18 protein-coding genes are annotated in these 24,072 nt (G+C 64.1%); 7 read left to right on the top strand and 11 right to left on the bottom strand.

The window, feature by feature from the left end; genetic code table 11:
- Nucleotides 1-543: 543 nt before the first annotated feature.
- The 9 genes from ACQP2D_RS26960 to ACQP2D_RS26920 form a co-directional block, all read right to left on the bottom strand.
- Nucleotides 544-1,671, bottom strand: a complete 1,128-nt coding sequence (locus tag ACQP2D_RS26960; protein WP_433678709.1) for a diguanylate cyclase domain-containing protein — start codon at nucleotides 1,669-1,671, stop codon at nucleotides 544-546.
- A gap of 258 nt (nucleotides 1,672-1,929) precedes the next feature.
- Complete coding sequence (locus tag ACQP2D_RS26955) at nucleotides 1,930-2,262, bottom strand: alpha/beta hydrolase (protein ID WP_433678708.1); 333 nt, start codon at nucleotides 2,260-2,262, stop codon at nucleotides 1,930-1,932.
- The gene (locus tag ACQP2D_RS26950) at nucleotides 2,228-2,782 is read right to left on the bottom strand and encodes an alpha/beta hydrolase fold domain-containing protein (protein ID WP_433678707.1); all 555 of its coding nucleotides are present in this window, start codon (nucleotides 2,780-2,782) and stop codon (nucleotides 2,228-2,230) included. Before ACQP2D_RS26950 ends, ACQP2D_RS26955 begins: the two co-directional genes overlap by 35 nt.
- A gap of 541 nt (nucleotides 2,783-3,323) precedes the next feature.
- On the bottom strand, nucleotides 3,324-4,169 hold the full coding sequence (locus tag ACQP2D_RS26945) for a 3-hydroxybutyryl-CoA dehydrogenase (RefSeq protein ID WP_433685775.1): 846 nt from the start codon (nucleotides 4,167-4,169) through the stop codon (nucleotides 3,324-3,326).
- 61 nt (nucleotides 4,170-4,230) lie between these two features.
- Nucleotides 4,231-4,461, bottom strand: coding sequence for a hypothetical protein (locus ACQP2D_RS26940; protein ID WP_433678706.1), 231 nt, complete (start codon nucleotides 4,459-4,461; stop codon nucleotides 4,231-4,233).
- Nucleotides 4,462-4,583: 122 nt separating this feature from the next.
- A complete protein-coding gene (locus tag ACQP2D_RS26935) occupies nucleotides 4,584-5,270 on the bottom strand; it encodes an MspA family porin (protein ID WP_433678705.1) in 687 nt (228 codons plus the stop codon).
- Between the two features lie 55 nt (nucleotides 5,271-5,325).
- Entirely contained in the window at nucleotides 5,326-5,991 is a 666-nt protein-coding gene (locus ACQP2D_RS26930) for an MspA family porin (RefSeq protein ID WP_433678704.1), read from the bottom strand.
- Between the two features lie 508 nt (nucleotides 5,992-6,499).
- Nucleotides 6,500-8,038, bottom strand: a complete 1,539-nt coding sequence (locus ACQP2D_RS26925) for a serine hydrolase domain-containing protein (RefSeq protein ID WP_433678703.1) — start codon at nucleotides 8,036-8,038, stop codon at nucleotides 6,500-6,502.
- 624 nt (nucleotides 8,039-8,662) lie between these two features.
- A complete protein-coding gene (locus tag ACQP2D_RS26920) occupies nucleotides 8,663-9,388 on the bottom strand; it encodes a GntR family transcriptional regulator (RefSeq protein WP_433678702.1) in 726 nt (241 codons plus the stop codon).
- Nucleotides 9,389-9,449: 61 nt separating this feature from the next.
- On the opposite strand from ACQP2D_RS26920, the gene ACQP2D_RS26915 reads away from it, so the two are divergent.
- Nucleotides 9,450-12,290: an FAD-binding and (Fe-S)-binding domain-containing protein gene (locus tag ACQP2D_RS26915; protein ID WP_433678701.1), complete on the top strand. Its 2,841-nt coding sequence runs from the start codon at nucleotides 9,450-9,452 to the stop codon at nucleotides 12,288-12,290.
- A gap of 103 nt (nucleotides 12,291-12,393) precedes the next feature.
- Here ACQP2D_RS26915 and ACQP2D_RS26910 read toward each other — a convergent pair whose 3' ends face one another.
- Nucleotides 12,394-13,326, bottom strand: a complete 933-nt coding sequence (locus ACQP2D_RS26910; RefSeq protein WP_433678700.1) for a LysR family transcriptional regulator — start codon at nucleotides 13,324-13,326, stop codon at nucleotides 12,394-12,396.
- A 181-nt stretch (nucleotides 13,327-13,507) separates the two neighbouring features.
- On the opposite strand from ACQP2D_RS26910, the gene hglS reads away from it, so the two are divergent.
- Genes hglS through ACQP2D_RS26890 form a run of 4 tightly spaced genes read left to right on the top strand, consistent with a single transcriptional unit; the run spans nucleotide 13,508 to nucleotide 20,136 of the window.
- Entirely contained in the window at nucleotides 13,508-14,959 is a 1,452-nt protein-coding gene (gene hglS, locus ACQP2D_RS26905) for a 2-oxoadipate dioxygenase/decarboxylase (RefSeq protein ID WP_433678699.1), read from the top strand.
- Entirely contained in the window at nucleotides 14,956-16,518 is a 1,563-nt protein-coding gene (gene amaB / locus ACQP2D_RS26900; RefSeq protein WP_433678698.1) for an L-piperidine-6-carboxylate dehydrogenase, read from the top strand. The genes hglS and amaB overlap by 4 nt, the downstream gene beginning before the upstream one ends.
- 39 nt (nucleotides 16,519-16,557) lie before the next feature.
- Nucleotides 16,558-17,700, top strand: coding sequence for a Glu/Leu/Phe/Val family dehydrogenase (locus ACQP2D_RS26895; RefSeq protein ID WP_433678697.1), 1,143 nt, complete (start codon nucleotides 16,558-16,560; stop codon nucleotides 17,698-17,700).
- Nucleotides 17,701-17,721: 21 nt separating this feature from the next.
- Entirely contained in the window at nucleotides 17,722-20,136 is a 2,415-nt protein-coding gene (locus tag ACQP2D_RS26890) for an FUSC family protein (protein WP_433678696.1), read from the top strand.
- On the opposite strand, the gene ACQP2D_RS26885 is transcribed toward ACQP2D_RS26890, so the two are convergent.
- Nucleotides 20,117-21,043, bottom strand: coding sequence for a LysR family transcriptional regulator (locus ACQP2D_RS26885; protein WP_433678695.1), 927 nt, complete (start codon nucleotides 21,041-21,043; stop codon nucleotides 20,117-20,119). The two genes, ACQP2D_RS26890 and ACQP2D_RS26885, sit on opposite strands and share 20 nt — an antisense overlap.
- Nucleotides 21,044-21,635: 592 nt before the next feature.
- Between ACQP2D_RS26885 and ACQP2D_RS26880 the strand changes: the two genes are divergently transcribed.
- Together ACQP2D_RS26880 and ACQP2D_RS26875 are read left to right on the top strand one after the other, a co-directional pair.
- On the top strand, nucleotides 21,636-22,616 hold the full coding sequence (locus ACQP2D_RS26880) for a hypothetical protein (RefSeq protein ID WP_433678694.1): 981 nt from the start codon (nucleotides 21,636-21,638) through the stop codon (nucleotides 22,614-22,616).
- A gap of 142 nt (nucleotides 22,617-22,758) precedes the next feature.
- Nucleotides 22,759-24,072, top strand: a complete 1,314-nt coding sequence (locus ACQP2D_RS26875) for an MFS transporter (protein ID WP_433678693.1) — start codon at nucleotides 22,759-22,761, stop codon at nucleotides 24,070-24,072.

Raw genomic sequence — 24,072 nt, 5'->3', positions numbered from 1 at the left:
TCCCTTGCTAGTGACTGTGAGTGCGGCAACGGATCGCTCATCACAATGCGAGCGGGGACTGCAACTGTTCTCACACCCTCGAATATTGGGCTCCCCGGCCCGGATTCCGCTGAGAAAGGATCTTCGCCGATTCTCGCGGCCAAGAAGCGTTTCGCCGCCCGTGCGTGCGGACACCGCCGTTAAGGAATTCCTGACCTGGGTGGGAGTGAGGTCGATCGAAGGCCGCGCAGCGTGGACCTGTGGCGGTGCCGAGCCGCGCTAGTCGCCGAACAGCTGCGTGCGGGCCTCGCCTACGAAGGACCCCGCGGATATATCATCACTTCGTCGCGAGGCGTGCGACAAACCATCTACGTGGCGCAGAGTCAATCTGGAAGATTATAAGTCCCGTAATAGAGTTCGTCTGACAACAGCAGCGCCGATCCTGAATGACCGTCCTGGAGAGGGCTTCCGGCTGGCTTTCTCCGTGTGGCGGTTGGTCCCTGAACACTGTGACTGGCGAGTACGAACTGCCCATGTCGGGCAGATGCTTCGTTTCAGTGCGGTTCACGCATCGTGCTCGCTGGTGTGTGGGTTATCGGGTGTGTGCAGTACCCATTGGTCTTTGCGGCTGGTTTTGGCGTGGTAGGGGGCGCGGTCGGCGGCGTCGAGCAGGTCGGTGGCCGGGGTGTCGGCGCTGGTGGTCACCGCTCCGATGCTGGCCGAGATCCGCGGTTGGTGTTCACCGGCGGTGATCGGGGTGGCCAGCGCCGAGATCAGCCGGTCAGCAACGGCGGTGATGCGTGGCTCGTCGGCCGGCGGCCAGACGAGGACGATGAATTCATCGCCGCCGACCCGGGCGATGATGGCGTCGTCGGCGGGCAGGCTCTCGCGCAGGCGGGTAGCGACGGCGAGCAGGACCTGGTCGCCGATGCGGTGACCGTGGCGGTCGTTGATCTGTTTGAATCCGTCGAGATCGACGAAACACAATCCGACCCGGTCGTGATCGGCGGCCGTGGCGGTCAGCGCGTGGTTCCGTTCGAGCAGGTGGCGCCGGTTGGGCAGGCCGGTGAGCCCATCGTGGCGCGCCTGCCAGCGCAGTTCGGCCTGCAGCCGGCGCCGCTCGGTCACGTCCTCACCAACCGCGAGAAGATAATCGGCGCGCCCCGCGGCTCCTTTGACGTAGGTGATGGCGAGCGAGGCCCATCCGGTGCTGGCGTCGGCACGAACGAACCGACGCTCCAGTTTCACCGTGCCTCCGCGTGCTGCAACCAGGGTACCGGCGATCAGCGTGTGGATCTCGGCCCGGTCCTCGGGGTGTGCCAGCCGCAACACCGAGGTACCACGCAAGGCCTCGACCGGGGCGCCGACCATCCCGGCCAAGCCCGGGTTGGTGTCCAGCAGTATGCCCGCGGTGTCGGCGATGGCGATCGCGATCGCGGCGTTGTCGAAGACGATTCGGAACCGTTCCTCGCCCGCGTGGCACGCCTGCCGCTGCGCGTGGTCGACTGCTTGCCGCCCCTGACCGCGCGTCGCGGTGGAGTTGCGTTTGCCGGCTGCTGCCGGTAGCAGCGAGCAACCAGGCCACCCGTCGGTCAGCGACAGCGGGCGAGCAATGCACGGCCACCGGGCACGGCAGGTGTTCCCGGGCGGCCGGCGCAACCGGATGGGCCAGACCGGCGATCGTCCATGCATCCACTACCCGTGCACCCATCGCTACGTCGAACAGATCTGTATACGGTTCGGTGGCCAGTTCATCGACCATGCGCACGAGTAGTTCCTGTGCCTGTGGCGCCGGTGTCACCAGCCGGCAGTTGGTGACCAGTAGCTGCCACCACTGTGCTATCAGTGTCAACCGCTCGGCTTCGGGTATCGACATTCGCCGGCTGTTGGGGTCCGAGCAGGAAGGCACTCGTTCGGGTGAGGGGTATCGTCGCATGTCATCCGCCATGGTCAGCCGGCGTGGCGAAATGCGGTCGACGGAACTCGGCCCGTTACCACCTGCTGGTGGAATTGCGCGAGGTCGCTGATCGCTGCGCGGGCATCGGCGAGCAGATCGGAGCTGGCGTGGTGGACGTGCGGGGCGCGGTCCCAGATCTGCAGCAGCGTCGGAACCCGGGCTTCGGCGCAGCGGCGGGCCAGCATCTCCGCGTCCGGGAGCAGGCATTCGGTGGAGCCGACCTGGATCAGGACCGGTGGCAGGCCGGTGAAATCAGCGTTGACCGGCGACCAAGCCGGGTCCAGGTCGCCGTCAGCGGCAAAGCCGCAGCGGGCGATGACCTCCAAAGCGCGGGCCGGAATGTAGGAATCGCGAGCCGGTTCGGGTGAGCGTCACGTGCTGCCGGGCCCAGATCGGCCCATGGGCGAGAGCGGAGATGCCGCCGGGCATCGGCAGTCCCCGCTCGCGCACCGCCAAAGCGAGCCGGAAGGCGAGCGCACCGCCTGCCGAGTCACCGGACACGACCATGCGATCGGCCGGAAAGTCCTGCTCGAGCAGGTACCGATACGACTCGACCGCGTCCTCGACCGTGTCGGTCAGATGCGCCTGAGGTAATTGCCGGTAATCGACGCTCAGCGCCGGCATCGCGCTGGCCTGCGCGATCTTGGCCACCATGCGCCGGTGGGTGTTCAGGCCGCCACCGACGAATCCGCCGCCATGGAAATACAACAGCGCCGAGTCCCGCCGCCGCGGATCGCGATCCTCGTGCCACAACCCATTCGGCCCGGAATTTGTCGAACCGCACCATCCGGCGCCTGGTGCCTCGCAGCGGCGCGAGCGCCGCAGCCGGACGATCGAGCAAACCACCGAGCCACAGCATGCCCTCGAACCGACCGTGGTCGGCGATCCGCGCCCACATCGCCAACCCGAGCCCGACCGTGCCACGCAGCAGCGGATGGACGATCCTGGTGTCGATACTCGCCCGGTTCGGCCGCTGGACCATCAGCGCCGACACTACCGGCCGCCGGCCCGTCTCAACGCACGACAACACGCATCCAGCTCGGACACCGACCCGAACATCGGCCAGGCATTCACTGTCGATGGCGGCCCGGTGGACGCGGACGGCTACATCCGGCTCGGTGGGCTGACACTGCGTCAGTGCCATGTTGTTGGTGAGGGGCGAGGCAGGTTTCATGAGGGTCTCGGTTTGCGGTGGGGCGGTGTTGTTTTCGTCGAGCTGAATGCTCGGTTCGGGGGATCGTCGCCGGGCTGTTGCAGGCAACCCGGCGACGATGTGCGGGCCCGGTGCGAAGGGTTTGACCGAGCCCGCGTCCCGCCGGTTCCAGAGCACCAATTGCTCGACTCTGGAACCGAAACCTGTTGGGCAAAGGCAGCTTCGAGCGTGCGGTCAGTAGCTGTAGAAGCCGCGCCCGGTCTTGCGGCCGAGGTAGCCGGCGTCGACCATGCGCCGCAACAGGACTGGCGGGGCGTAGTGGGGTTCGCGGAATTCGGTGTGCAGCGATTCGGCGATGGCGAGGGTGACATCGAGACCGATGGTGTCGGTCAGGCGTAGCGGGCCCATGGGGTGCGCGCAGCCGGCGACCATGCCCTCGTCGATGTCGGCGATGCTGGCGAACCCGGACTCGGCCATCCGGATCGCGGCGCACAGGTATGGGATGAGCAGCGCGTTGACGACGAATCCGGCCTGGTCCTTGGATTCGATGGTGCGTTTGCCCAACACGTCTCGGGTGTAGGCGGTGACCTTGTCGGCGACCGCGCGGTCGGTGTGCAGCGTTACGACGATCTCGACCAGCGGCAGCACCGGGACCGGGTTGAAGAAGTGGACCCCGACCACCCGGCCGGGGTTGGCGGTGGCGCCCGCCAGACGGATGACCGGGATGGAGGAGGTGTTGGTCGCCAGGATCGCCTCGGGGGCGACGATGGTGTCGAGCTTGGTGAAGAACCCGATCTTGAGTTCCTCGATTTCCGGTGCGGCCTCGATGACCAGATCGCGGTCGGCGAAGTCGTCCAGGCTGGTGGTGAGGGTGATCCGGCCCGCAGCTTGGTCGGCGAGGTCGCGGTCGAGTTTGCCGGTCTCGACCGCGCGGGTCAGGGATCGGGCGATGCGGGCGCGGGCGAGGTAGGCGGTGTCGGTGTCGCGTTCGAGGACCAGGACGTCACTGCCGGCGCGGGCGGCGATTTCGGCGATGCCGGCGCCCATGGTGCCGCCACCGATCACACCGATACGGTGCATGGGCACTGTGTCTCCTTGCTCGGTGGAAGACCGTTGATACTGGGTCGGATCCGGATATGGGTCAGAGGATGGCGCGGGTGTTTTTGCTCCGGCCATCGCCGGGGCGCACCATGGTGCCGAGGGGCGCGCGGCGTTGTTGCGACCGGTGTGGTGGTGCGAGGATCGCTCGCCATCGGCGGAGGGAGCGGTAGGCACGGTCGGTGAGTCGGGTTTCGTGGGCACCGCTGGTCAACCATGCGGCGCCGAGGTAGAGCGCCATGAGCAGCGCAGTGAGAAGGACAAGAGCGTTCAAGAGTGCTGCCCGGATTTCTGGTTGTGCACCGACCGGCGCCGTAGGGTTCTGCTGCGGATGGCGTTGCCGCGCAGAAGGTTTTGGGCGGCAACGCGTCCCGTGTCGGTAGGTCGCGCGTGGTGTCAGCCGATGCTGAAGGGTTGGCCCCAGATGGTGACCCAGCTGGTGATGTTGTCGGTGTCGATCTCGTAGGAGACGAACGCACGGGCCTGGGCGTATCCGGCGCAGCCGCTCAGGCCGATGGTTTCATCGGCCCAGGCGACCGAGCCGCTGGTGCCGTTGACCCAGTTGTGCGTTTTGTGGGTGTCGGCGCCGAACCCGTCGGCCTTTTCCAGGTCGAGGATGTAGAAGGATTGGGCCTGGCCGGGTCCGAGGCTGAGGTTGGCGCCGGCGTTGCCCGACAGGGAGGGTGTGACGCTGCCGTTGGAGCCGACGGTGACTCCGGCGGTGGGGCCGCCGTTGACGCCGCCGCCGTTGATGGCGACCTGGCAGCCGACGACGTACCCGGGTTTGATGAGCGCGCCCGCGGTGGTGGTGTTGCCGGGGGTGAGTGCGAAGTGGGCGGTGCCGGTTGTCCAGGCGTTGCGATGCAGCGGGGTGGCGCCCATGGAGGGGTTGATGTTGGCGGACTCGTTGTCGAGCCAGACGTGTACGACGGTGCCGTCGGAGAGGGTCTTGGTCAGATCCGCGCCCGGCAACGGCACCACGGTGTCGGCAACGGCGGCGGGTGGGGTGGTCAGCAGTACGAGCGCGGCAGCGGCGACCGCGCTGATGCCCGCGGCGTGGACGGTCTTGTGGGAGATGTTCATGAGAGGTCCTGGCGAATCACGTGCGGCGGAAAGGATTTGGGGAACAACGCGACCATCAGCCGATGGAGAAGGGCTGGCCGTAGAGGGTGGTCTTGGAGTAGTTGTCGCCCACGATTTCGACGACGGTGTAGGCGCGGGCCTGGGCGTAGCCGGCGCAGTTCTGGATCTGCATCTGCACGTCCTGGTACTCCACCGAATAGTGACCGGGCTTGGTGATGTCCTTGGAATCGATCTCCACGAACGCCACCTGACCAGGACCGAGCTTGAGCCCGATCGACCCGCCCACGTTTCCGCCGGTCAGGCTCAGATTGCCGGAGACTCCGGCGGAGATGGCGTCGGAGGCGATGTTGACCTGGCAGCCCACGATGTACCCGGTATCGATGATCGAACTCCCGTGCGTGGACGAATTGTTCGACCCCGGCGCGTTGTTCGGCCCGTTCCACGGACCCGGCTTGGTCTCGGGAGTATCGGGGACATCGGCGATCGCGTTGCCCGACACCCACACGGTGCGTCCGGCGCCGTTGTCGGCCAGCGACGGAGAAATGGTGGCGTGCTCACCGGTACGGGTGACCACCACACCGTTGGGGCCCTGCTTCGTGCCATCGGGCAGAGGAACAAACGTATTAGCGTGAGCGGGTCCGGCGGCGGTCAGCGTAGGGATGATCAGCGCGCTGATGCTCAGCATCGCCGCGGCGGCACCGCGACGTGTTGTGGTTTTCATCGAAGAGCTCCTGGACGAAAGGTCTGTCATATGTACTGGTCGGTCGTGTAATTACGGGTTCGGTCGTTACCGCCGGCTCGGGTAGACGTGGCGGGCTGGCCCCGCTACATCGCGCTTTCAATTCGTGCGGTGTAGCGGGATCAACCCCGGCGTGAGGTTTGTGATGAGTCAGTGACGGCGGATGTGTTGGTGCACGGGCTATGTCCGATGTGCAGCCTGCCGCCCGGCCACTTCGGCTGGTTCAGGAACCGGTGACGCAGTTGAAACTGCTGGTCTGGTTCACGCCGCCGCCGTTGTATTTCGCCCAACTCGAGTAGGCGCACAAGGACCGCATGCGATTACCCGAATTGCGCGTCAGTGACGACCGCGGCCAGCGATGGCGCCGAGAACGCAGCCGACCGCGCCACCTGCGACCCCCCGACCGGGGGTGCCGATCATGGCATCCGCACTGATCGTCGACGTCAGCCGAGGATCAGATTTGGATCGTGCGGAACAGGGTTTGACGGCGCTATAGGCACTTTGGAGAGAACGGCCCTTCTCCCCGGATAGTGATACATTTCGCCCAGCTACCGGTAAGTCGCCATTGCCCATCTTTGGCTTCCAGGGGGATCTCAATCGGTCCCGTGTGCTCGTTGTTTGTGGCGGTGCCTGTCGCCATGATCGCGCCGTGCCGGAGTTGGTTCACCTTCTCGATGTTTATGTGCATGCCGAGTTCAGCGCTCCCACGGGCGAGTTGGTCAATGGCGTCCGGATCTTGCGCGTCTGTCGTTGTTCGCAGCGTCTTCTGCGCCGCTGGAATATTCGGATCGAGCGCCTGCTGCAGTTGGCTATTCAAATCTGCCGCCGTCGGGAGCGCCGGATCGGGAACATTCGACGGAAAGGATTTGAGCGGGCCGGTGCCCGGATAGAGCTCCTCAACCAAATCGTTCCATATCAAACCGGCATCCATAGGCATCCACTGCGCCACGAAAGGATCGTAGACCTTCGTAAGATTTGCTGCGACCACGATGGTCGCATGCTTTTCGGGCAAATAGCCCATGGCAGTGGTGTAGCCAATCATCAAGCCCCCGTGGCCGATCCATTTGCCCAAGGAGCGGACTCCGAATCCATATTTCGAAACACCGTCGACCATGGTTGTATATTGGGTCTGCGCCTGGAAGGTTTCGGGTTTCAGTAGAGCACCTGAGCCAAGTTGGGACATCCACTTGGCCAGATCGGGTACGGTGGAAATGATTGCGGAGGAATAGGGGTACTGCAACGTCGACCGCGATGTGTAATCAGCCAGCTTTTTGCTGTCGTATACATATCCGCGGCTTTCCGGTGATGGCATGGATGCATCGGCCGGATAGGTGGTGTCGTGCAGACCTACCTGGGCGATGAGGTCATTGAACACATCTCGCCCGGGCTTACCGGTGATCTTCTCCATGACCAGCCCCAACAAGAAGTAGTTGGCGTCGGAGTAGTCGGTCTGAGTGTTCGGCGGCACGTCTTTGTTTCCAGGGTTGGCTCGGATTGCCTGCAGCAAGTCCCCATCGTTCACCGCCGGTGGCTGTTTCAGGTATCCCTGTGCTGCCCACTCGGGGTAGCCCACGTAGTCGTACAAGCCGCCTCGCATGCCCAGCAGGTCGCGAATGCGAATAGTCGACCCGTTGGGTATGCCGGGGACGTACTTGTCGATTACATCGTCGAGGGAGAGTTTGCCCTGGTCGACGAGCTGAAGGACGGCCGTCGCGTTGAAGGACTTGGTGGTGCTGCCGATCCGAAAGTGGTCGTTGACGCTCGCTGCGCGGTGGGTTGCGACATCCGCGGTGCCGTAAGCGTGCACATAGCTCCCGTGCTCGGGATCGTTGACCGCGACCACCACTTCCGGGAACAGCCCGGCGTCCTGGTGCGCTTGTACGAGTCTGTCGATCCGCGCGCTCAGGTCCGAGGAGACGGCCGAGCTGCTCGACTGCCCCCCGCACCCAGCTGTCACAGCTGCCGCCACAATAGAAATGGTTGCCAGGATGCAAAGCCGCCCTCGTAGCCCTACTTTGTTGCGGCCCATCATTCGCTCCGTTCTGCACATACGCATTCGAGACAGCAGGGGAGTTTCCCATCCGGCATGCCCTGCATTATTCGTTCTCTTGGCATGACCCTTCCTTTCTCTCGTGCTTCCCCGCGGGAAACAGAGGTCCTTTTCGGGGACGAGAGACGTACGCACGCGCTTTCTGTTGGCATCGGCCAACGGCGGCGGTGTGTACCGCATCGACCGCTCTTGGATATGAATAACTGTTCGGCGAATCAGTGCCAGTTCGCTGTAGCGCAAATTGAATCAACAGCGGTGGTGTTGATGGAGTTGGCCGAGGAAGTCTGGACGTTGTGTCTGATTCTTGTTACCGCGACGATCGACGCCGATTGTGCATCGCCGATATCGTCTGGGCTTGTGACCGAAATGCATTTCGGCCGTTCCCGCGAAGGTTGCCATCGTGTGATCTACCTCGTGTGGGTTACGTCACATTAAGCTTGCGGTCGCCTCATTGTCCAAGACCGTGTTGGCAAGCGACGATTCCGGATTGGAATCGTGCTCGCGGTGGTTCATCCAGGAGCCTGCTCGTTGGAACCGTGGTTTTCTTTTCGGCAACCCGGCCCCAGTCCACTGGAGCAGTCGGGGGATGACAACGGGTATGCCTTAACTGACGGCGTTCGCCCAGATATCATCCGCGTACAGCTGTTTGCCGTCGCGGATCGCTTGTCGCACAAGAAGTTTGCCGGTGTTGACGAGGTGGATACGCATGGCCTCTTCGGCGCGGTCCGGATCGCCATCGATGATGGCGGCGAGGATCGGATCATGCTCGTGCTCGATGTCGCGGAGACTGCGGGTGGCGTGAGCGGTGGAGGCGCCGAGCAGGCGCGTGGTCTCGCGCAGGGAAGCCACTATGGTACGCGAGCGGTTGTTACCGGCGGCGGCGAGGATCAGATCGTGTAGTTCGAGGTCGTGGCGCGAGAATGACGCCTCGTCGGCTGCCACGACGGCGGTGTGCATCAGTTGACGCTGGTCGGTGAGCACGCGCGCGAGGGCCGCATCTACCAGCGTCGCAGCCTTTCGTACCGCCGGTAGTTCCAGCGCGAGTCGGACAGCGAATATTTCCGCGATCTCGCGGGGCTGTGGGAGGACGATCCGGAAACCCTGGCGCGCCTCGAACTTGATGAGACCGACCTCCTCCAGGCGCAGGAGGGCCTCGCGGACCGGGGTGCGTGAAACGCCGAGGATGTCGGCGAGTTGATACACCGAGTACTTCACGCCCGGTTGCATGTGGCCGTCGTCGATGGCGGAGCGAACAGCCGTCACCACCTGTTCCATGCGCCGGCCGGTCGAGGGCGGTAGCGGGGTGAGGTTGAGAACGTCATCAGCCACGAGGCCACTCTAACAATTGCCGGTAGCCGTAGCATGCTACGAATGTGTAGCATGCTACGACATGATTGCTGTCGAGTCCCTAGCCCGTGAGCTGCGCCGCTCCGGCGTGAGTGATGTGTTGGCCGATGACACCACCCGCGCCGCATACTCCTCCGATGCCTCCCTGTATCGGGTTCGGCCGATGGTTGTGGTGCGTCCACGTCATGGTGAGGAGGTCGCTGCGGCGATCGAGATTTGTCGTCGCGAAGGGGTTCCGCTCACCGCGCGAGGCGGTGGAACATCGGTAGCGGGCAACGCTGTCGGCGCCGGAGTGGTGCTCGATTTCAGCCGGCACATGAGCAGGGTGCTCTCGATCGACGAGCAGGCTCGGACGGCTACGGTGGAACCGGGGACCGTGCAGGTCGTGCTGCAACAGGCCGCTGCCGAACACGGGTTGCGGTTCGGGCCGGATCCGTCGACCTTCACCCGCTGCACCGTCGGTGGGATGATCGGCAACAACGCATGCGGGTCCCGAACGCTCGGATACGGCCGCACCTCCGACAACGTGAGCAGCCTCGAGGTCGTCACCGGCGGTAGCGAACTACTCCACCTGCCTTCCGCCGGAAGCCCGGCCGGATCGTCGACGTTGTCGGCACTGCGGGACCTCACACACGGAGGGCTGGCGACGATCCGCACGGAGCTGGGCCGGTTCGGCCGTCAGATGTCCGGGTACGCGCTGGAACATCTGTTGCCCGAGAACAGATTCGACGTCTCGCGCATGCTGGTCGGCAGTGAGGGCACGCTGGCGGTGACGACGCAAGCTACCGTGCGTTTGGTCTCCGAGCCAGCGCATCGAGTGCTGGTCGTGCTGGGATATCCCGATATCGCGGCGGCCGGTGATGCGGCACCGGCGGTGTTGGCGTTCGGACCGACCGCCTGTGAGGCCATCGATTCCCGGATCGTCGATGTGGTTCGTGCCCGACGTGGATCCGCAGCGGTCCCCCCATTGCCGGGCGGGGCAGCGTGGCTGTTCGTCGAGGTCGTCAGCGATGGCCTCGGCGAGGCGCTCGCGACGGCGCGCCGTGTGGGAGCCACATGTGGAGCGGTTGACAGTTTGGTCGTGGCCGATACCGCGAAGGCGGCGCAGTTGTGGCGGATCCGCGCTGACGGAGCGGGCTTAGCGGGCCGCAGTCCGGCCGGTTTACCTGCACACGCTGGGTGGGAAGACGCGGCCGTCCCGCCGGCCCAGCTCGGTGCATACCTACGTGACTTCGAAGCCTTGATGGCCGAGTTCGGTGTGACCGGCCTGCCCTACGGCCATTTCGGTGACGGATGTCTGCACATTCGCCTCGACCTCCCGCTGGACAAACCTGAGGGCAAGACAGTCTTTCGCGAGTTCCTCACTGCAGCAAGCAAACTCGTCGCCGGATATGGAGGGTCGCTTTCGGGTGAGCACGGCGACGGCCGGGCCCGCAGTGAACTGCTCGCGCTGATGTACTCGCCGGAGGCGTTGGGGCTGTTCGCGGCGGTCAAGCATGTCTTCGACCCGGACAACATCCTCAATCCCGGGATCGTGGTCGACCCGCAGCCGATCGATGCGGACCTGCGGATACCCGCGGCGTCGGCAGTTCGTCGCGGGCTGGCGTTCGCCTACGGCCACGATGGTGGCGATTTCTCGCAGGCCGTACATCGGTGTACCGGGGTCGGCAAATGCCGCGCGGACAACACCGGAATCGGCGGGGTGATGTGCCCGTCCTATCAGGCCACCCGCGAGGAGAAGGACTCGACGCGCGGTCGGGCACGGGTACTGCAGGAGATGATCAACGGCTCGGCTGTGCGCGATGGCTGGCGATCGGAGCAGGTGCACCAGGCACTGGATCTGTGCTTGTCCTGCAAGGGATGCGCCTCGGATTGTCCGACCGGAGTCGATATGGCCACCTTCAAATCCGAAGTGCTTCATCAGAGTTATCGTGGCCGGATCCGGCCACGAACACATTACTCCCTAGGTTGGCTACCGCGATGGGCGCGCCTTGCCCGCCGGGCCCCTGCTCTGGCCAACGGAATGATGCGCATTCCTGGCATGGGCAGAACGGCGTTGGTGCTGGCCGGTGTCGATCCGCGGCGGCAGATACCACCATTCGCGCCGCAAACGTTTCGAGCGTGGTTCGCCCACACTGCCGGGGACCGCCCGAGCTCCGGCGATCCGGTCCTGTTGTTTGTCGACTCGTTCACCAACTACTTCACACCCGAAGTAGGCCAGGCGACCGTCCGAGTGCTCAAGGCAGCGGGATACCGGCCGATCCTGTCCGCACGGCAGCAGTGCTGCGCACTGACCTGGATCTCCACCGGACAACTGACCGCGGCGAAACGGATCCTCGGGCGCACCGTTGAGACCCTCGCGGCCGACGTCCGTGCGGGCATCCCGATCGTCGGCATCGAGCCCTCGTGCACCGGAGTCCTACGCTCGGATGCCAGCGAACTGCTGGGCACATCAGCGGCCGAACAGGTGGCGCAGGCTACTCGAACCCTGGCGGAACTGCTCGCCGACCGCGACTGGGAGCCGCCTGCTCTGACAGGGACATCCGTTGTGGCGCAACCGCATTGCCATCACCACGCGGTCATGGGTTGGGACGCCGACGCGGCGCTGCTCGCTCGAGCGGGGGCGCGAGTGCAGAGACTGGGAGGGTGTTGCGGTCTGGCCGGGAACTTCGGTGTAGAGAAGGGCCACTACGAGGTGTCGACTGCCGTCGCTGCACAGCAGCTGCTGCCCGCGGTGGATGGCGCCGACGCTGATGCGATCATCCTGGCCGACGGCTACTCCTGCCGCACCCAGCTGGCTGATCTGACCTCTCGCCACGGGATACACCTTGCGCAACTACTTTCCACCGTGCTAGAGAACGGGGAACCCTCCGATCCCCAATGACCGGTACGATCAATCCAAGCTTCCCGTCGGGGTGTCCATTCGGTATCGCAGACCGCGGTCGTGGTTCTCGTCTGTGGCGCTCGGCGTAGACGCCGCTCCCGGATCAATCGGCAGACAACGGGCGGGCGGGTGAGGAGTCGAGGACTGAGCGTGTGACGGTCGTGATCGCGTTGACCGTGGGACGCTGATCCGCCCCCGCCAAGCGGATCAGCACGATCTTCCGTGTGAGGTCCTGCTCGAGGCCAACACGCACGATCGGGACCGAGGGGTTGAGCTCAGCCATCATGTCGGTGACGAAGGTGGCACCCAGCCCGCGGCCGGCGAGTGCGAGGGCTACGGCGGTGTCGGCGACTTCGTGCCGGACCAGGGGCTCGAAGCCTCCGTGCCGACAGGCGGTGCGCAGGGCGTGTCCGAACGGAGTGGTGGGCGGCGGCATGATCCACACCCAGTCCTGGGTATCTCGCAGATCGATGCGGGTGTCGGTGCGCATTCCGTACGCACCGACGGCGACGGCCAAACCCAGGCGTTCGGTGCGCAGGGTGATCATTTCGACATCGGGATCGCGCGGCATCGGCGTATTGGGGTAGTCCAGGCCAAATGCCACGTCGACATCGCGGCGGCGCACCGCGGCGACGACCTCGTCGACGTCGAGTTCGCGGCTGGTCAGGTCGAGTTCGGGATAGCGGTTGTGCGTCGCGGTGACAACGGGCGGCAACAGTGCGGCCGCGGTACTACCGAAGGTGCCGAGCACCAACGGCCCGGCCACCTCGGCGCCCACTGCCCGGACCGCGTCGAGCGCGTGCTGCTCGGCGCGCAAGATTCGCTCCGCGTGCTCAGCCAGTACCGATCCGGCGTCGGTCAGTACCACATGTCGACCAATGCGCATCGTTAGTTCCGCACCGACACTTTTCTCCAGCGCAGCGATCTGCTGGGAGACCGCGCCCGGGGTGTAGCCCAGCTTCTGGGCGACAGAGGCCATCGTTCCCGACAGCGAGAGTTCACGGAGCGCGGCCAGCTGCGCCAAATTCAAGCTCATATAGAAACTCTAAACAATAATGGGCAAAAACTCTCGCTGGCGCTATCCGATTGGAGGCGGAAGTATTCGATGTGCGACCCCAGCGGGACGCCACCGCACTGCGATCGTGCCCGGCCCGGGACGGTGGACGCTCCACTGGGGTCGCACATCCGAATTCAGTTCCGACCTTGGAGTTGACCGAATGCCGATCATCCAGCAATGGGAGCTGCGCGCCGAGTTCGCTCGTCGGCTCTCGGGCCTGTACGGCCGGGAAGTGCCTGCCTACACGACCTTGGTCGACGTCTCCCAGGCCGTTAACGACACCGCACTGTCACATTTGGGTGCCGAGGCCCAGCGGCTGGGATCCATCGCCCGTGTCACCGCCGAACGGCACGGAGCCATCCGCGTCGGCACACCGCAGGAAATGGCGCAGGTCGCGCGCATCTTCGCGGCGATGGGCATGTTCCCGGTCGGGTTCTACGACTTGCGGGAAGCTGCTTCCAGTTCGGTGCCGGTGGTATCGACCGCTTTCCGGCCGATTGCCCCAGAAGAATTGGCACGCAACCCGTTTCGGGTATTCACATCTCTGCTGGTGTCCTCCGACCGCCGATTCTTCAACGCTGATCTCCAACGGAGGCTGGACGCGTTCCTGGCCCGCCGCACGCTGTTCCCGCCCGAGCTGCTGGCCCTGGCCGACCGGGCCGAGCGCTACCACGGGCTCGACACCATTGACGCCGAGCGATTCCTCGATCTGGCCACTGCCGCCTTCGCATTGTCGGCCGAACCGGTCGACCGCGCCTGGTACGCAGAACTCGAACAGGTATCGTCCGTGGCCGCCGACATCGGCGGGGTTACCACAACCCACATCAATCACCTCACCCCGCGGGTCTTGGACATCGACGACTTGTACGGGCGCATGGCTTCGCGCGGAATCGAGATGATCGACGCCATCCAAGGCCCGCCACGTTGGCACGGCCCGGACCTCCTGCTACGCCAAACCTCATTTCGCGCCCTGGCCGAAGCACGCAGGTTCCGCGATCCAGATGGCAGCATCAGCGCCGGCACGCTGCGCGTGCGATTCGGAGAAGTCGAAGCGCGTGGTATCGCCGTCACCGCGCGTGGCCGACAGGTCTACGAACAGCTCACCGCTGAGACCGAGCACGCCATCGCTACCGCGGCGGCGACCGCGCCGGTCGATGCCGCGCAGCGCAATGCACTCGCGGCGGCGGTGTGGAACCAACGGGTGCCGGCCAGCGAACAGGGCCTGGCCCTGCACGATCTGGCGTACTTCACCTTCCGTACCGATCCGCACAGACGACTCGACGGCCGGGGGCCGGGCCGTTCGCTGACCGAGTTGATCGACCACGGCTGGGTCGTCCAGCAACCGATCGTCTACGAGGACTTCCTGCCCAAATCCGCGGCCGGCATCTTCCAGTCCAACCTGACCGGCGATGGTCACAAGGACCCCACTCAGACCAGCGCCGAGATCGACGCGGCATGGATGGAAGCAATCGTCGAACGCACCCTGCACGACCCGTACGCACTCTACGACGGCGTCCGCCGCGCCTCGCTGACCCAGGTCGCGCGTGACCTGGGCATCAACGGCCCTATCGATCTCGATCTTCCCACCACCCAACAAGGAGTCATCCGATGAGCACCACAGTCGCCAACACCATCGCCACGCCGGCCACTGAACAGCTGCGGAATCTGGCTCGCGAGAGCCTGCAGCGTTGCGGCGTCGATCTCACAGCCATGCAGACCGAGGCGAATACCGCGAAGACCACCATCACGACGCGTTCTCCGATCACTGGAGAGAATCTGTTCGACTTCCCGGCCGCCGATGCCGTCGCGGTAGAGGCGGCAATCGATGCGGCCTACGAGGCGTTTCTGCAGTGGCGCAACGTGCCGGCGCCGGTGCGTGGTGCGTTGATCAAACGGCTCGGTCAGCTGCTCACCGAACACAAGCACGATCTCGCCAACCTGATCAGCATCGAGGTCGGCAAGATCCGCTCCGAGGCCCTGGGTGAAGTCCAAGAGATGATCGACATCTGCGACTTCGCCGTAGGTTTGTCTCGCCAGCTCGACGGACGGACCATGCCGTCGGAGCGGCCCGGGCACCGTCTGATGGAAACGTGGCACCCGCTCGGTGTCGTCGGTGTCGTCTCGGCGTTCAACTTCCCGGCCGCGGTGTGGTCATGGAACCTCGCGCTGGCCATCGTCTGCGGCGACACCGTGGTATGGAAGCCGGCACAACTGACCACACTCACCGCGGCCGCGTGTTCCGCCCTGTTCGATCGGGCCGCTACGGACTGCGGTGCCCCGGCCAATCTCAACGTCACCATTTCCGCCAGCGCCGCGGATACACAATCGCTCATCGACAGCCCCAAGGTGCCGCTGATCAGCGCGACCGGGTCCGAGCGGATGGGCGAGCAGATCGCCCCACGAATCGCCGCCCGATTCGGCCGCACCATTCTTGAGCTCGGCGGCAACAACGCCGCGATTGTCACCCCGTCCGCCGACCTGGACCTGGCCGCCCGCGGCATTGTCTTCGCCGCCGCCGGTACCGCTGGCCAGCGCTGCACCAGCATGCGACGGCTCATCGTGCACGAAACCGTCGCCGAAGAACTGCTCCGCCGAATCGTGGAGGCCTATTCGCGTCTGCCGATTGGCGACCCCTTCGCCGACACCACATTGGTCGGGCCGCTAATCGACGGGAAGTCCTATGTGGCGATGACTGATGCGTTGGCCGCGGCTGCGGCCCAAGGGGGCCAGGTGATGGTCGGCGGCAATCGCCGTACAAGCACGTCGGACTCCTATTATGTCGAGCCTGCAGTCGTGCGTATGCCGACCCAAACCGCCATCGTCGAGCGCGAAACCTTCGCACCCATCCTCTACGTCCTCACCTACCAGACCCTTGACGAAGCGATCGCCCTGCACAACGCGGTGCCGCAAGGCCTGTCATCCTCAATCTTCACCACTGACCAGCGTGAAGCCGAACGATTCGTCGCCGCCGACGGCTCGGACTGCGGCATCGTCAACGTCAACATCGGCACCTCGGGCGCCGAAATCGGTGGGGCCTTCGGCGGGGAAAAAACCACCGGCGGCGGCCGCGAGTCCGGCTCCGATGCCTGGCGCGCCTACATGCGCCGAGCCACCAACACCATCAACTACTCCACCGAACTGCCCCTGGCCCAGGGCGTCACCTTCGCCTAACCCGGCCCTCCCCGCTCACCTCGCGTAAGGAACCACATCATGTTCGAACTGATCGACGAATGGGGCCCGGAGAAGGTCGTCTGCGTCTCCGACTCTCGCACCGGCATGCGCGGCGTGCTGGTCATCGACAACACAGCCCGCGGCCTCGGCAAGGGTGGCACCCGCATGACGCCGACTGTGACCGTCGGGGAGGTCGCACGGCTGGCCCGCAACATGACTTGGAAATGGGCGGCTGTCGATCTGTTCTATGGCGGCGCCAAAGCTGGAATCCAGGCCGACCCCGCGGCAGGGTCGAAAGAAGCCGTGCTACGATCCTTCGTTCGCGCCCTGCGCAACGAAGTCCCCGAGGAATACGTGTTCGGGCTCGACGTCGGTCTCACCGAAAACGACGCCGCCATCATGCTCGATGAGGTCGGCGGACGAGGCGGTGCTGTCGGCACCCCTAACGCTCTCGGTGGACTCCCCTACGACCAGCTCGGGGTCACCGGATACGGTGTCGCCGAAGCCGCCGACGCCGCAGCCCAAACACTCGGTTTGACCACCGCCTCGCTCAGCGTGTCGATCCAGGGCTTCGGCGCAGTCGGCGCTGCCACTGCCCAGCGGCTCGCCGAACTCGGCGCCACAATCGTGGCCATCTCCACTTCCCGCGGCGGGCTGCACAATCCCAACGGCCTCGATGTCGCAGCACTGCTCGCGCTGCGCGAACTGTACGGTGACCAGCTCGTCGAGCACTACACCGATGCCAAGCCGCTCGCACTGGGCGAGGAATTCGCTGTCGCTGCTGACATCCTTGTCCCCGCCGCCTTGCAAGATGTGATCGGCGTCGAACTGGCTCGCACTTTGCCCGCCACAATCGTTGTAGAGGGCGCGAACCTGCCGAGCAGCCCCGACGCACAACAGGTCCTCTTCGACCGAGGAATCACCGTCGTCCCGGACTTCATCGCAAATGCCGGCGGCGTCGTCGCCGCAGCCGTTGCCATGGACGCTCGGCACTCCGGCCTCCGGCCAGACCCGGTAGCAGTGTTCGAGGCGATTTCGAGCAAGTTGCGCAACGGCACTACGCAAACACTCACCGCCTCACAGCACCAAGCCGAAACCACGCATCAGGTCGCGCGAACGGCCGCGCGTGCACGTGTCCGCGAGGCAATGCAACTCCGAGGGCGTCTCCCGGCCACGGTCTGACGAGGCGATATATCGGCCACCGTGCATCAGGACGAAGGTGACAAGCTCACAGTGATCCGAGTTTTCGGCGCTTTCGGCGCACGGGCGGCAGCCAGAGCCGTTCAGCGTGTGCTCAACGGCCTCTGGGATCGTTTCTGCTCTTTCGATCCCGGCCTCATCCGGCTGGCCAGCGCCTGCACAACTGTCGGTGGCATGCTAGTTACCCTCGTTGTGCTTGCGCTGCCCGGCGCGTCGGTGCCGGGGTTGGTGGTCGGTGCATTGACCGCCATGACAGCCGGATACGCAGTCTGCGACACGCGACCACACGACCAGGCGATCACCCTGGCCGCCGCAGCGCCCATCGGCGTTGTGTCTTTAACGCTGGGCACTGTGTTCGCAGCTCACCACGCTGTCGCCGCTGCCTTCATGCTGCTGCTGGTATTCATCGCAGTGTATCTGCGACGATTCGGGCCGCGAGCGAGCGGCTTGGGCGATCTGTCATATCAGACCTTCTTCGTCGCCCTGTTTGTCCGGGCCACGCCCCAGCAATTACCCCAGTTCTGTGTCGTGGTTGTGGTGGCGCTCGCCGCAGCGGGGTTCGTCCGATTCGGAGTTGTGCGCGCCACGCCAGCACGCACTCTGCGCCGCTTGTGCCGCACCTTCCATAACCAGCTGGAAGAGGTAGTCGACATGATGGTGGGCCTGGCCAGCATAGAACCGAACGATAGGGTCGTGGCTCGACGGGCAGCCGCACTCGATCGACACGTCGACCGGATGCATCGATGTGCCTCGATTATCCAGTCCCACCTTTCAATTGGCATCAACAGCCAAGCCGTGAGCGTACTGGCCCGGCGTCGTGTTGCCGAAACACAGGTCGCAACAGAACGAGTCGCCGCTCTCCTCACGCAGGCACGACCTCCGCGAGATCGGATCACTCGGAAACGGCCCACGATCCATCGGGCGAGCAGTCACTGCACCGTCGAGAAACGGCTAGTCGCTCCGGAAGATTCTTCGCTGAGGCGATTGGCTGTCCAGCTGAACGGCTTGCGTCTACTCGTGTCGGACCCCACGTACATCGTGAAGCCGACACTCGCTGAAAGCGACAATCAGCTTGCTGAACAACGCAACGACAAAGCGTCGCAAATACACGGCGGCCGGCGCCTCGACGACGCTTGTCGCGCTGTCGATGAACTGACGCGCGCGGTCACCGATCTCTACCTGACAGGGGGCATCCAAGATCGTTGCCACAGCAGAGTGGGTTCACAAGAACTGAAGTTGGCGAAGTACGGAGTGGAGCCACAGCTAGCGCAACAACCACCGCCAACCTTCCCAACTGCCCGCACCGAACCGAGCGGTCTGAAACAACCCAGTATGCGTGCCGCATTCCAGGTGACGGCCGGTTCGGCTCTGGCGCTCTACTGTGGGCAACTGCTGTCGCCCGATCACTGGTATTGGGCGATGCTGACGTGCTGGGTGATCTACATCAACACCTCGTCGGTAGGCGAGATTCTCATCAAGGGCTACCGGAGGCTGGCGGGGACGCTGTCCGGAGTAGTCGCTGGCACTGGACTCGTTGCACTCGTCGCCGGACACACCTGGTTGACCTTCATCCTGACAATTCTCAGCTTGTTCGCGGCCTTTTTCACCGCGGCCGCTTCCTACCTGCTGATGTCGTTCTTCATCACCGCCGTGATCGGGCTGCTCTACACGCTGCTCGGAGCCTACAACGACACCGTGCTGGTACTTCGACTCGAAGAGACCGCCATCGGCGCCGCCAGCGCGATGGTCGCGGCGCTGCTCGTGCTGCCGACATGGACCGAGCAACAGACCACCGAAAAGATAGTCGAAGTCCTGCACTGCATGCGCCAACTAGTTGCCGGGGCCACGGCGCACCTTGGTGGCGATCCGCAGAAGGGACTGCTCGATGCCGTGAGAGAGGCGGAGGTCGCGCTAGAAGGCTTGCGTGCTGCCGCGCAGCCACTCCTCCATCCTGCGAACCCGCTCCGCGCCCAGCGCAGCCGAACCTGCTACATCCTCGATGCGCTGGAGACCAGCGTTTACCACGCCCGCGGTCTCGCCGTTGCAGCCGAGCGCGCAGGCACTGTCACGACCACCACTGCCTGCGACCCTGGACTGAAAACGGTCGGACAGCGAGTGGAAGACAACGCGCTATGGCTCGAAGATCTCCTATCGGGCAGTGGCGGGATGCCCCAACCAATCGTCAGCCGTCCCAGCGCGGCCACACGCATCGAGCATTCCGCGAACCCCGTTAGTCCCGACTGCGCGATCATCGCACGAGCTTTGAGCCACCTACACCGGCTCGACGACTGCGTCACCGCCTTGGCGCGCACACTCGGAGCGCCGACCGCATCCAGCCAGCCTGAGGCCTCGTCCGCACTTCACTCGTCCACGGCAGGGGCCACCTCCGCTCGCCGTTTCAGCCGTGCACAGCGGTAACCTTCTGGGGGAGCCAACCGTCGTTCTTCTGCAGAGATTCGAGCACAGCGCCGACGGCCGCTCGTATCGCAGTGTCCTTCTCCTCCCCGCGCCGACAAAACACGGCAGTCTCCCATCCCAAGGGTTCGCCCTCGATGGGTCGCCACGCGACATTCCCGAGTCGATCGACGACCGTGGCGGGGATGAGCAGCACCGCATTTCCAGAGGCCAGTTCGGACTCCACCGTGAGGCTATGGAAAGACCACTCACCTTGCCGAATCCGCTTGGGCCGGAAACCGTGCGCGGCGCAGGTCGCAAGGATGTTGTCATACATCAGTGGCGATTTCCGGCGCGAGAACATGAGGAGCGTCTGACCTTGCAGCGCTGATAGCGCAATCGCACTGTTCCCTGCGAGCGGATGATCATGTGACATCGCGATACCGAGCGTCTGCCGCAAGCGCGGTGATGCCCACAGTCCTGGCTCCTGGATAGGCGTGCGAAGCACACCAAGATCGAGACCACCTGTCAGCAGCATCTGTTGCTGGGTAGACGACGAGGCCTCCGTCCAGTCGAGGCTCAGATGAAGCTCCGCCAATTTGACACGAAGCATGCGTAGCACATCGTGGGATGTGTCGTTGGGGAAGCCCACGCGAAGCGGGCGGTCCAGATTTGCCGGCATGGCCATCGCCGCGCCGATCGCATCGAAGGCCCGAAGAGCCTCCACGGCCAGAGGCAGCAATCGCTGCCCGTGGGCTGTGAGTTCGACCGATCTGCTAGTTCGCACAAACAGCGGCACCCCGAGCTCGTGCTCGAGCTCGGCAATTCGCTTCGACAGCGGTGGCTGACTCATACAGAGCCGACTCGCGGCGCGTCCGAAGTGCAGCTCCTCCGCGACGGCGGTGAAGTAGCGCAGGTGGCGAATCTCCATACTTAACGATACCAATCCGGAATTGATAGGTAAAGACTTTGGTCTTGGACGAAGCCCTGGCTGGCTGTCTAGCATGATGTAGAACACAGGGAGATGCCACACAATGGCAGGTTCCGAGCATACGCGTCAGACCGCTAGTTCCAGAAGTGTAGGTGGCGCACCACATTGCTGCTACGCGTGGCCGATGCCCTTGGAAGCCGCCCGTTCCGTTGCGCTACTGCGCTTGAGACCGTGTTGCCACAATTTAAGTAGCAAGCATGAAAGGTAGCCGGCTCACTCGCTTCGCAAATGACATAATCGCGAATCCCAGCCGTCTTTGTGCTGCGCGATTACCTCAAAAGAATCGGGACGACCTCCCCGGAAGTATTTCACACTTCGGCTCCGCTCGGACCGATTTCGATTACAGAAGACCTATTAAAGCTCCTCGACTTGCGGCACCGTCGACGCATGTCGAGACAGATTTCGGCAGGAAAGCTCGACGGTGAGAAAGGACTCTCCGATGACACTCTCCGGCTTGAAAAATGGCGCTTCTGAAGATCTGCGCACGAGCACTGATCTGGCGGTGACCTTTCAAGGACGCCAGTTCTCAGCCTTGACAGCGGCCACGTACAGCCTCAAGGGCGAGGCCGCCGTGCACGAATTGTGGCGCCATGCCCTGTCCGCAGAGCAAAACATCAAATATGTTGACGGTCTCACCAAAGTCGGAATCTCCTCCGACGAGCCGCCAGCGGTGAAAGCGGCAAAGTACCACTACTTCACCAACATCATCGGCGGCCTCGAGATGGAATACATCGAAGAATCCGACCGGAAGGTGTGGATCCGCTACCGCACACCTATGTGGGCCTATAGCGGCGTCGCGCTGATCGCGATGCCCGAACGGCTGCGTCGCACCATCTTCAGTGTGTGGCATCCACGTGACGGGATCCTGATGGGCACAAAACGACTGGCGTTCGTCGCCACCAAGTTCTCACTGGAAGGCGACCCATACGACGAGTGCTACTGGGAGGAAGTCGACAGAGATCTCTCGCCGGAGGAGATGATGCGCTACGAAGTCGCCGTCCGCACGCCAGAGTTCGATCCCGATCGTGCACCGCGGCTGGACACCGAGCTGTGGCCGGAGACCCGTATTCTCAAGGCTCGCCACAAGTTCTCCGAAGGCTATGTCAGGGCCACAGTCGACGGGCTGTACACGATGTTCGGCGCGTTGACCACACATCACATCGTGGAGACCGCGATGCGAAAGCTGGCCATTCAGATCACCCCGGAGTTGGCCACCTTGGCCGGTGTCACCGATCGATCGGTGGCCGGTGTCGCACGACTGCACCAGCGGCTACTGGTAGCTACCCGACGTAGCACCGAGGTCCAGTGGAAAGATTCCAATACCGCTGTTCTGCGCGTGACCGACCGCCGCCCATTCGACATGTCGTATCCGTCCGACCTGACCCGAGCGTTGTTCGAATTCCACCGAGCCGCGACACAGATGCTCAACGGGCACCTGAGCATCGAACAACGTATCGAGGCCGACGGCAGCGAGACCTGGACGCTCACCGATACCGGCCGCTGGCTGTGGTGAGCCGGCTCGCCCCACATCGTCGGCGTGGATGCCGATGCCGATGCCGCGGCCGTGAGCCGCGCCCCACCATCTACAACCTTTCCGAGCACAGGCTGGCTGGATCTGCCGGACCGTCCTCATATCGATGAAACTGGACAGAGTAATGAACACCACCGAAGTCGGGACCTCCGCCACAGCTGAACCCTCGCCGATCGTTAGTCGCAACGTCATCGGTGCGGCCGTCGGAACCCTGACCGAGTACTACGACTTCGCCATATACGGCCTCGTCGCCCCCGCAATCGCCACAGAGTTCTTCCCGCACGGCAATCCGACCACCGCGACACTGAGCACCTTCGCCATCTTCGCGCTGGCCTTCGTCACCCGCCCTATCGGCGGAGTGGTGTTCGGATACCTCGGGGATCGAGTGGGCCGCAAGAGTGTGCTGGCCGTATCGATCCTGCTGATGGCTGTATCGACGGCTGCGATCGGCGTACTGCCCACCTACGAGACCGTCGGCCTGCTCGCGCCGGTATTGCTGCTGATCTGCCGATGCCTGCAGAGCCTGTCGGTGGGCGGCGAATTCTCGGGTGCAAGTTCCTACCTTGCTGAAACCGTGCCCGCCCACAAACGCGGCACCTACGCAAGCATGGTTACCGCGGCGGCCGGCCTGCCGTTCATCTTCGCTATCGCCATCATCCTGCCGCTGTCGGCTTCGCTGGACGACGCTGCTTTCAACTCGTGGGGCTGGCGCGTACCGTTCTTGCTCGCTGCTCCGCTAGGCCTGTTCGGGCTCTACATTCGTATGAAACTCGAGGAGTCCGCCGCCTTCACCGAGCTGAAAGCTTCAGGTTCGGCACCGCGCAATCCACTCCTGACCGGCATTCGCACCCAGTGGCGAAAGATGATCCTAGTGTTCTGCGCTGCGGCGGTGACCGCATCGGCCTACTACATTTTCAGCGCCTACATGGTCACCTACGTCACCTCCACCTTGCATTACGGACGTGACACCGCGCTGATGATCAATGGCGTGGCAACAGCCTTCCTTTGCGCAGGAATCCTCTTGGCTGGCCGAGCCTCCGACCGTTTCGGGCGGCGCCCTGTCATCGCCACCGGCCTTGCCGGTTTGGTGATCCTGGGCGTCCCCAGCTTCCTACTCCTCCAGACCGGCAGCACGGCCGCTCTTCTTCTCGGCCAAACAGTCTTCGCATTGTGCATCGCTCCGGTCACCGCCGTCGTGCCAACTCTGGCATCCGAGCTCTTTCCGACCTCGGTGCGATACAGCTGCAACGCTCTGAGCTACAACCTCGCCTATACAGTGTTCGGCGGCACTGCGCCGTTCATTGCTGCCTGGTTGATCTCTACCACGAGCCTCAAAATCGCCCCCGCAATCTATGCATCGACTATTGCCTTCCTTGGCGCAATCGTGATTCTGGGTCGCTTGAAGGAGACTCGGGGCACCGCACTTCACCAGATCTAG

This window comes from Nocardia sp. CA-119907 (assembly GCF_050955995.1).
GTDB lineage: Bacteria > Actinomycetota > Actinomycetes > Mycobacteriales > Mycobacteriaceae > Nocardia.
Note: the sequence above shows the minus strand (reverse complement) of the source record. Positions and strands in the feature narration are given on the sequence as shown.

Bases quoted from the DNA above. Each gene is read 5' to 3' on its own strand.
- ACQP2D_RS26895 (WP_433678697.1), top strand. From the start codon at position 16,558: ATGTTCGAACTGATCGACGAATGGGGCCCGGAGAAGGTCGTCTGCGTC.
- ACQP2D_RS26915 (WP_433678701.1), top strand. From the start codon at position 9,450: ATGATTGCTGTCGAGTCCCTAGCCCGTGAGCTGCGCCGCTCCGGCGTG.
- ACQP2D_RS26960 (WP_433678709.1), bottom strand. From the start codon at position 1,671: ATGCATGGACGATCGCCGGTCTGGCCCATCCGGTTGCGCCGGCCGCCC.
- ACQP2D_RS26875 (WP_433678693.1), top strand. From the start codon at position 22,759: ATGAACACCACCGAAGTCGGGACCTCCGCCACAGCTGAACCCTCGCCG.
- ACQP2D_RS26935 (WP_433678705.1), bottom strand. From the start codon at position 5,270: ATGAACATCTCCCACAAGACCGTCCACGCCGCGGGCATCAGCGCGGTC.
- ACQP2D_RS26945 (WP_433685775.1), bottom strand. From the start codon at position 4,169: ATGCACCGTATCGGTGTGATCGGTGGCGGCACCATGGGCGCCGGCATC.
- amaB (WP_433678698.1), top strand. From the start codon at position 14,956: ATGAGCACCACAGTCGCCAACACCATCGCCACGCCGGCCACTGAACAG.
- ACQP2D_RS26930 (WP_433678704.1), bottom strand. From the start codon at position 5,991: ATGAAAACCACAACACGTCGCGGTGCCGCCGCGGCGATGCTGAGCATC.
- ACQP2D_RS26910 (WP_433678700.1), bottom strand. From the start codon at position 13,326: ATGAGCTTGAATTTGGCGCAGCTGGCCGCGCTCCGTGAACTCTCGCTG.
- ACQP2D_RS26885 (WP_433678695.1), bottom strand. From the start codon at position 21,043: ATGGAGATTCGCCACCTGCGCTACTTCACCGCCGTCGCGGAGGAGCTG.
- ACQP2D_RS26925 (WP_433678703.1), bottom strand. From the start codon at position 8,038: ATGGGCCGCAACAAAGTAGGGCTACGAGGGCGGCTTTGCATCCTGGCA.
- hglS (WP_433678699.1), top strand. From the start codon at position 13,508: ATGCCGATCATCCAGCAATGGGAGCTGCGCGCCGAGTTCGCTCGTCGG.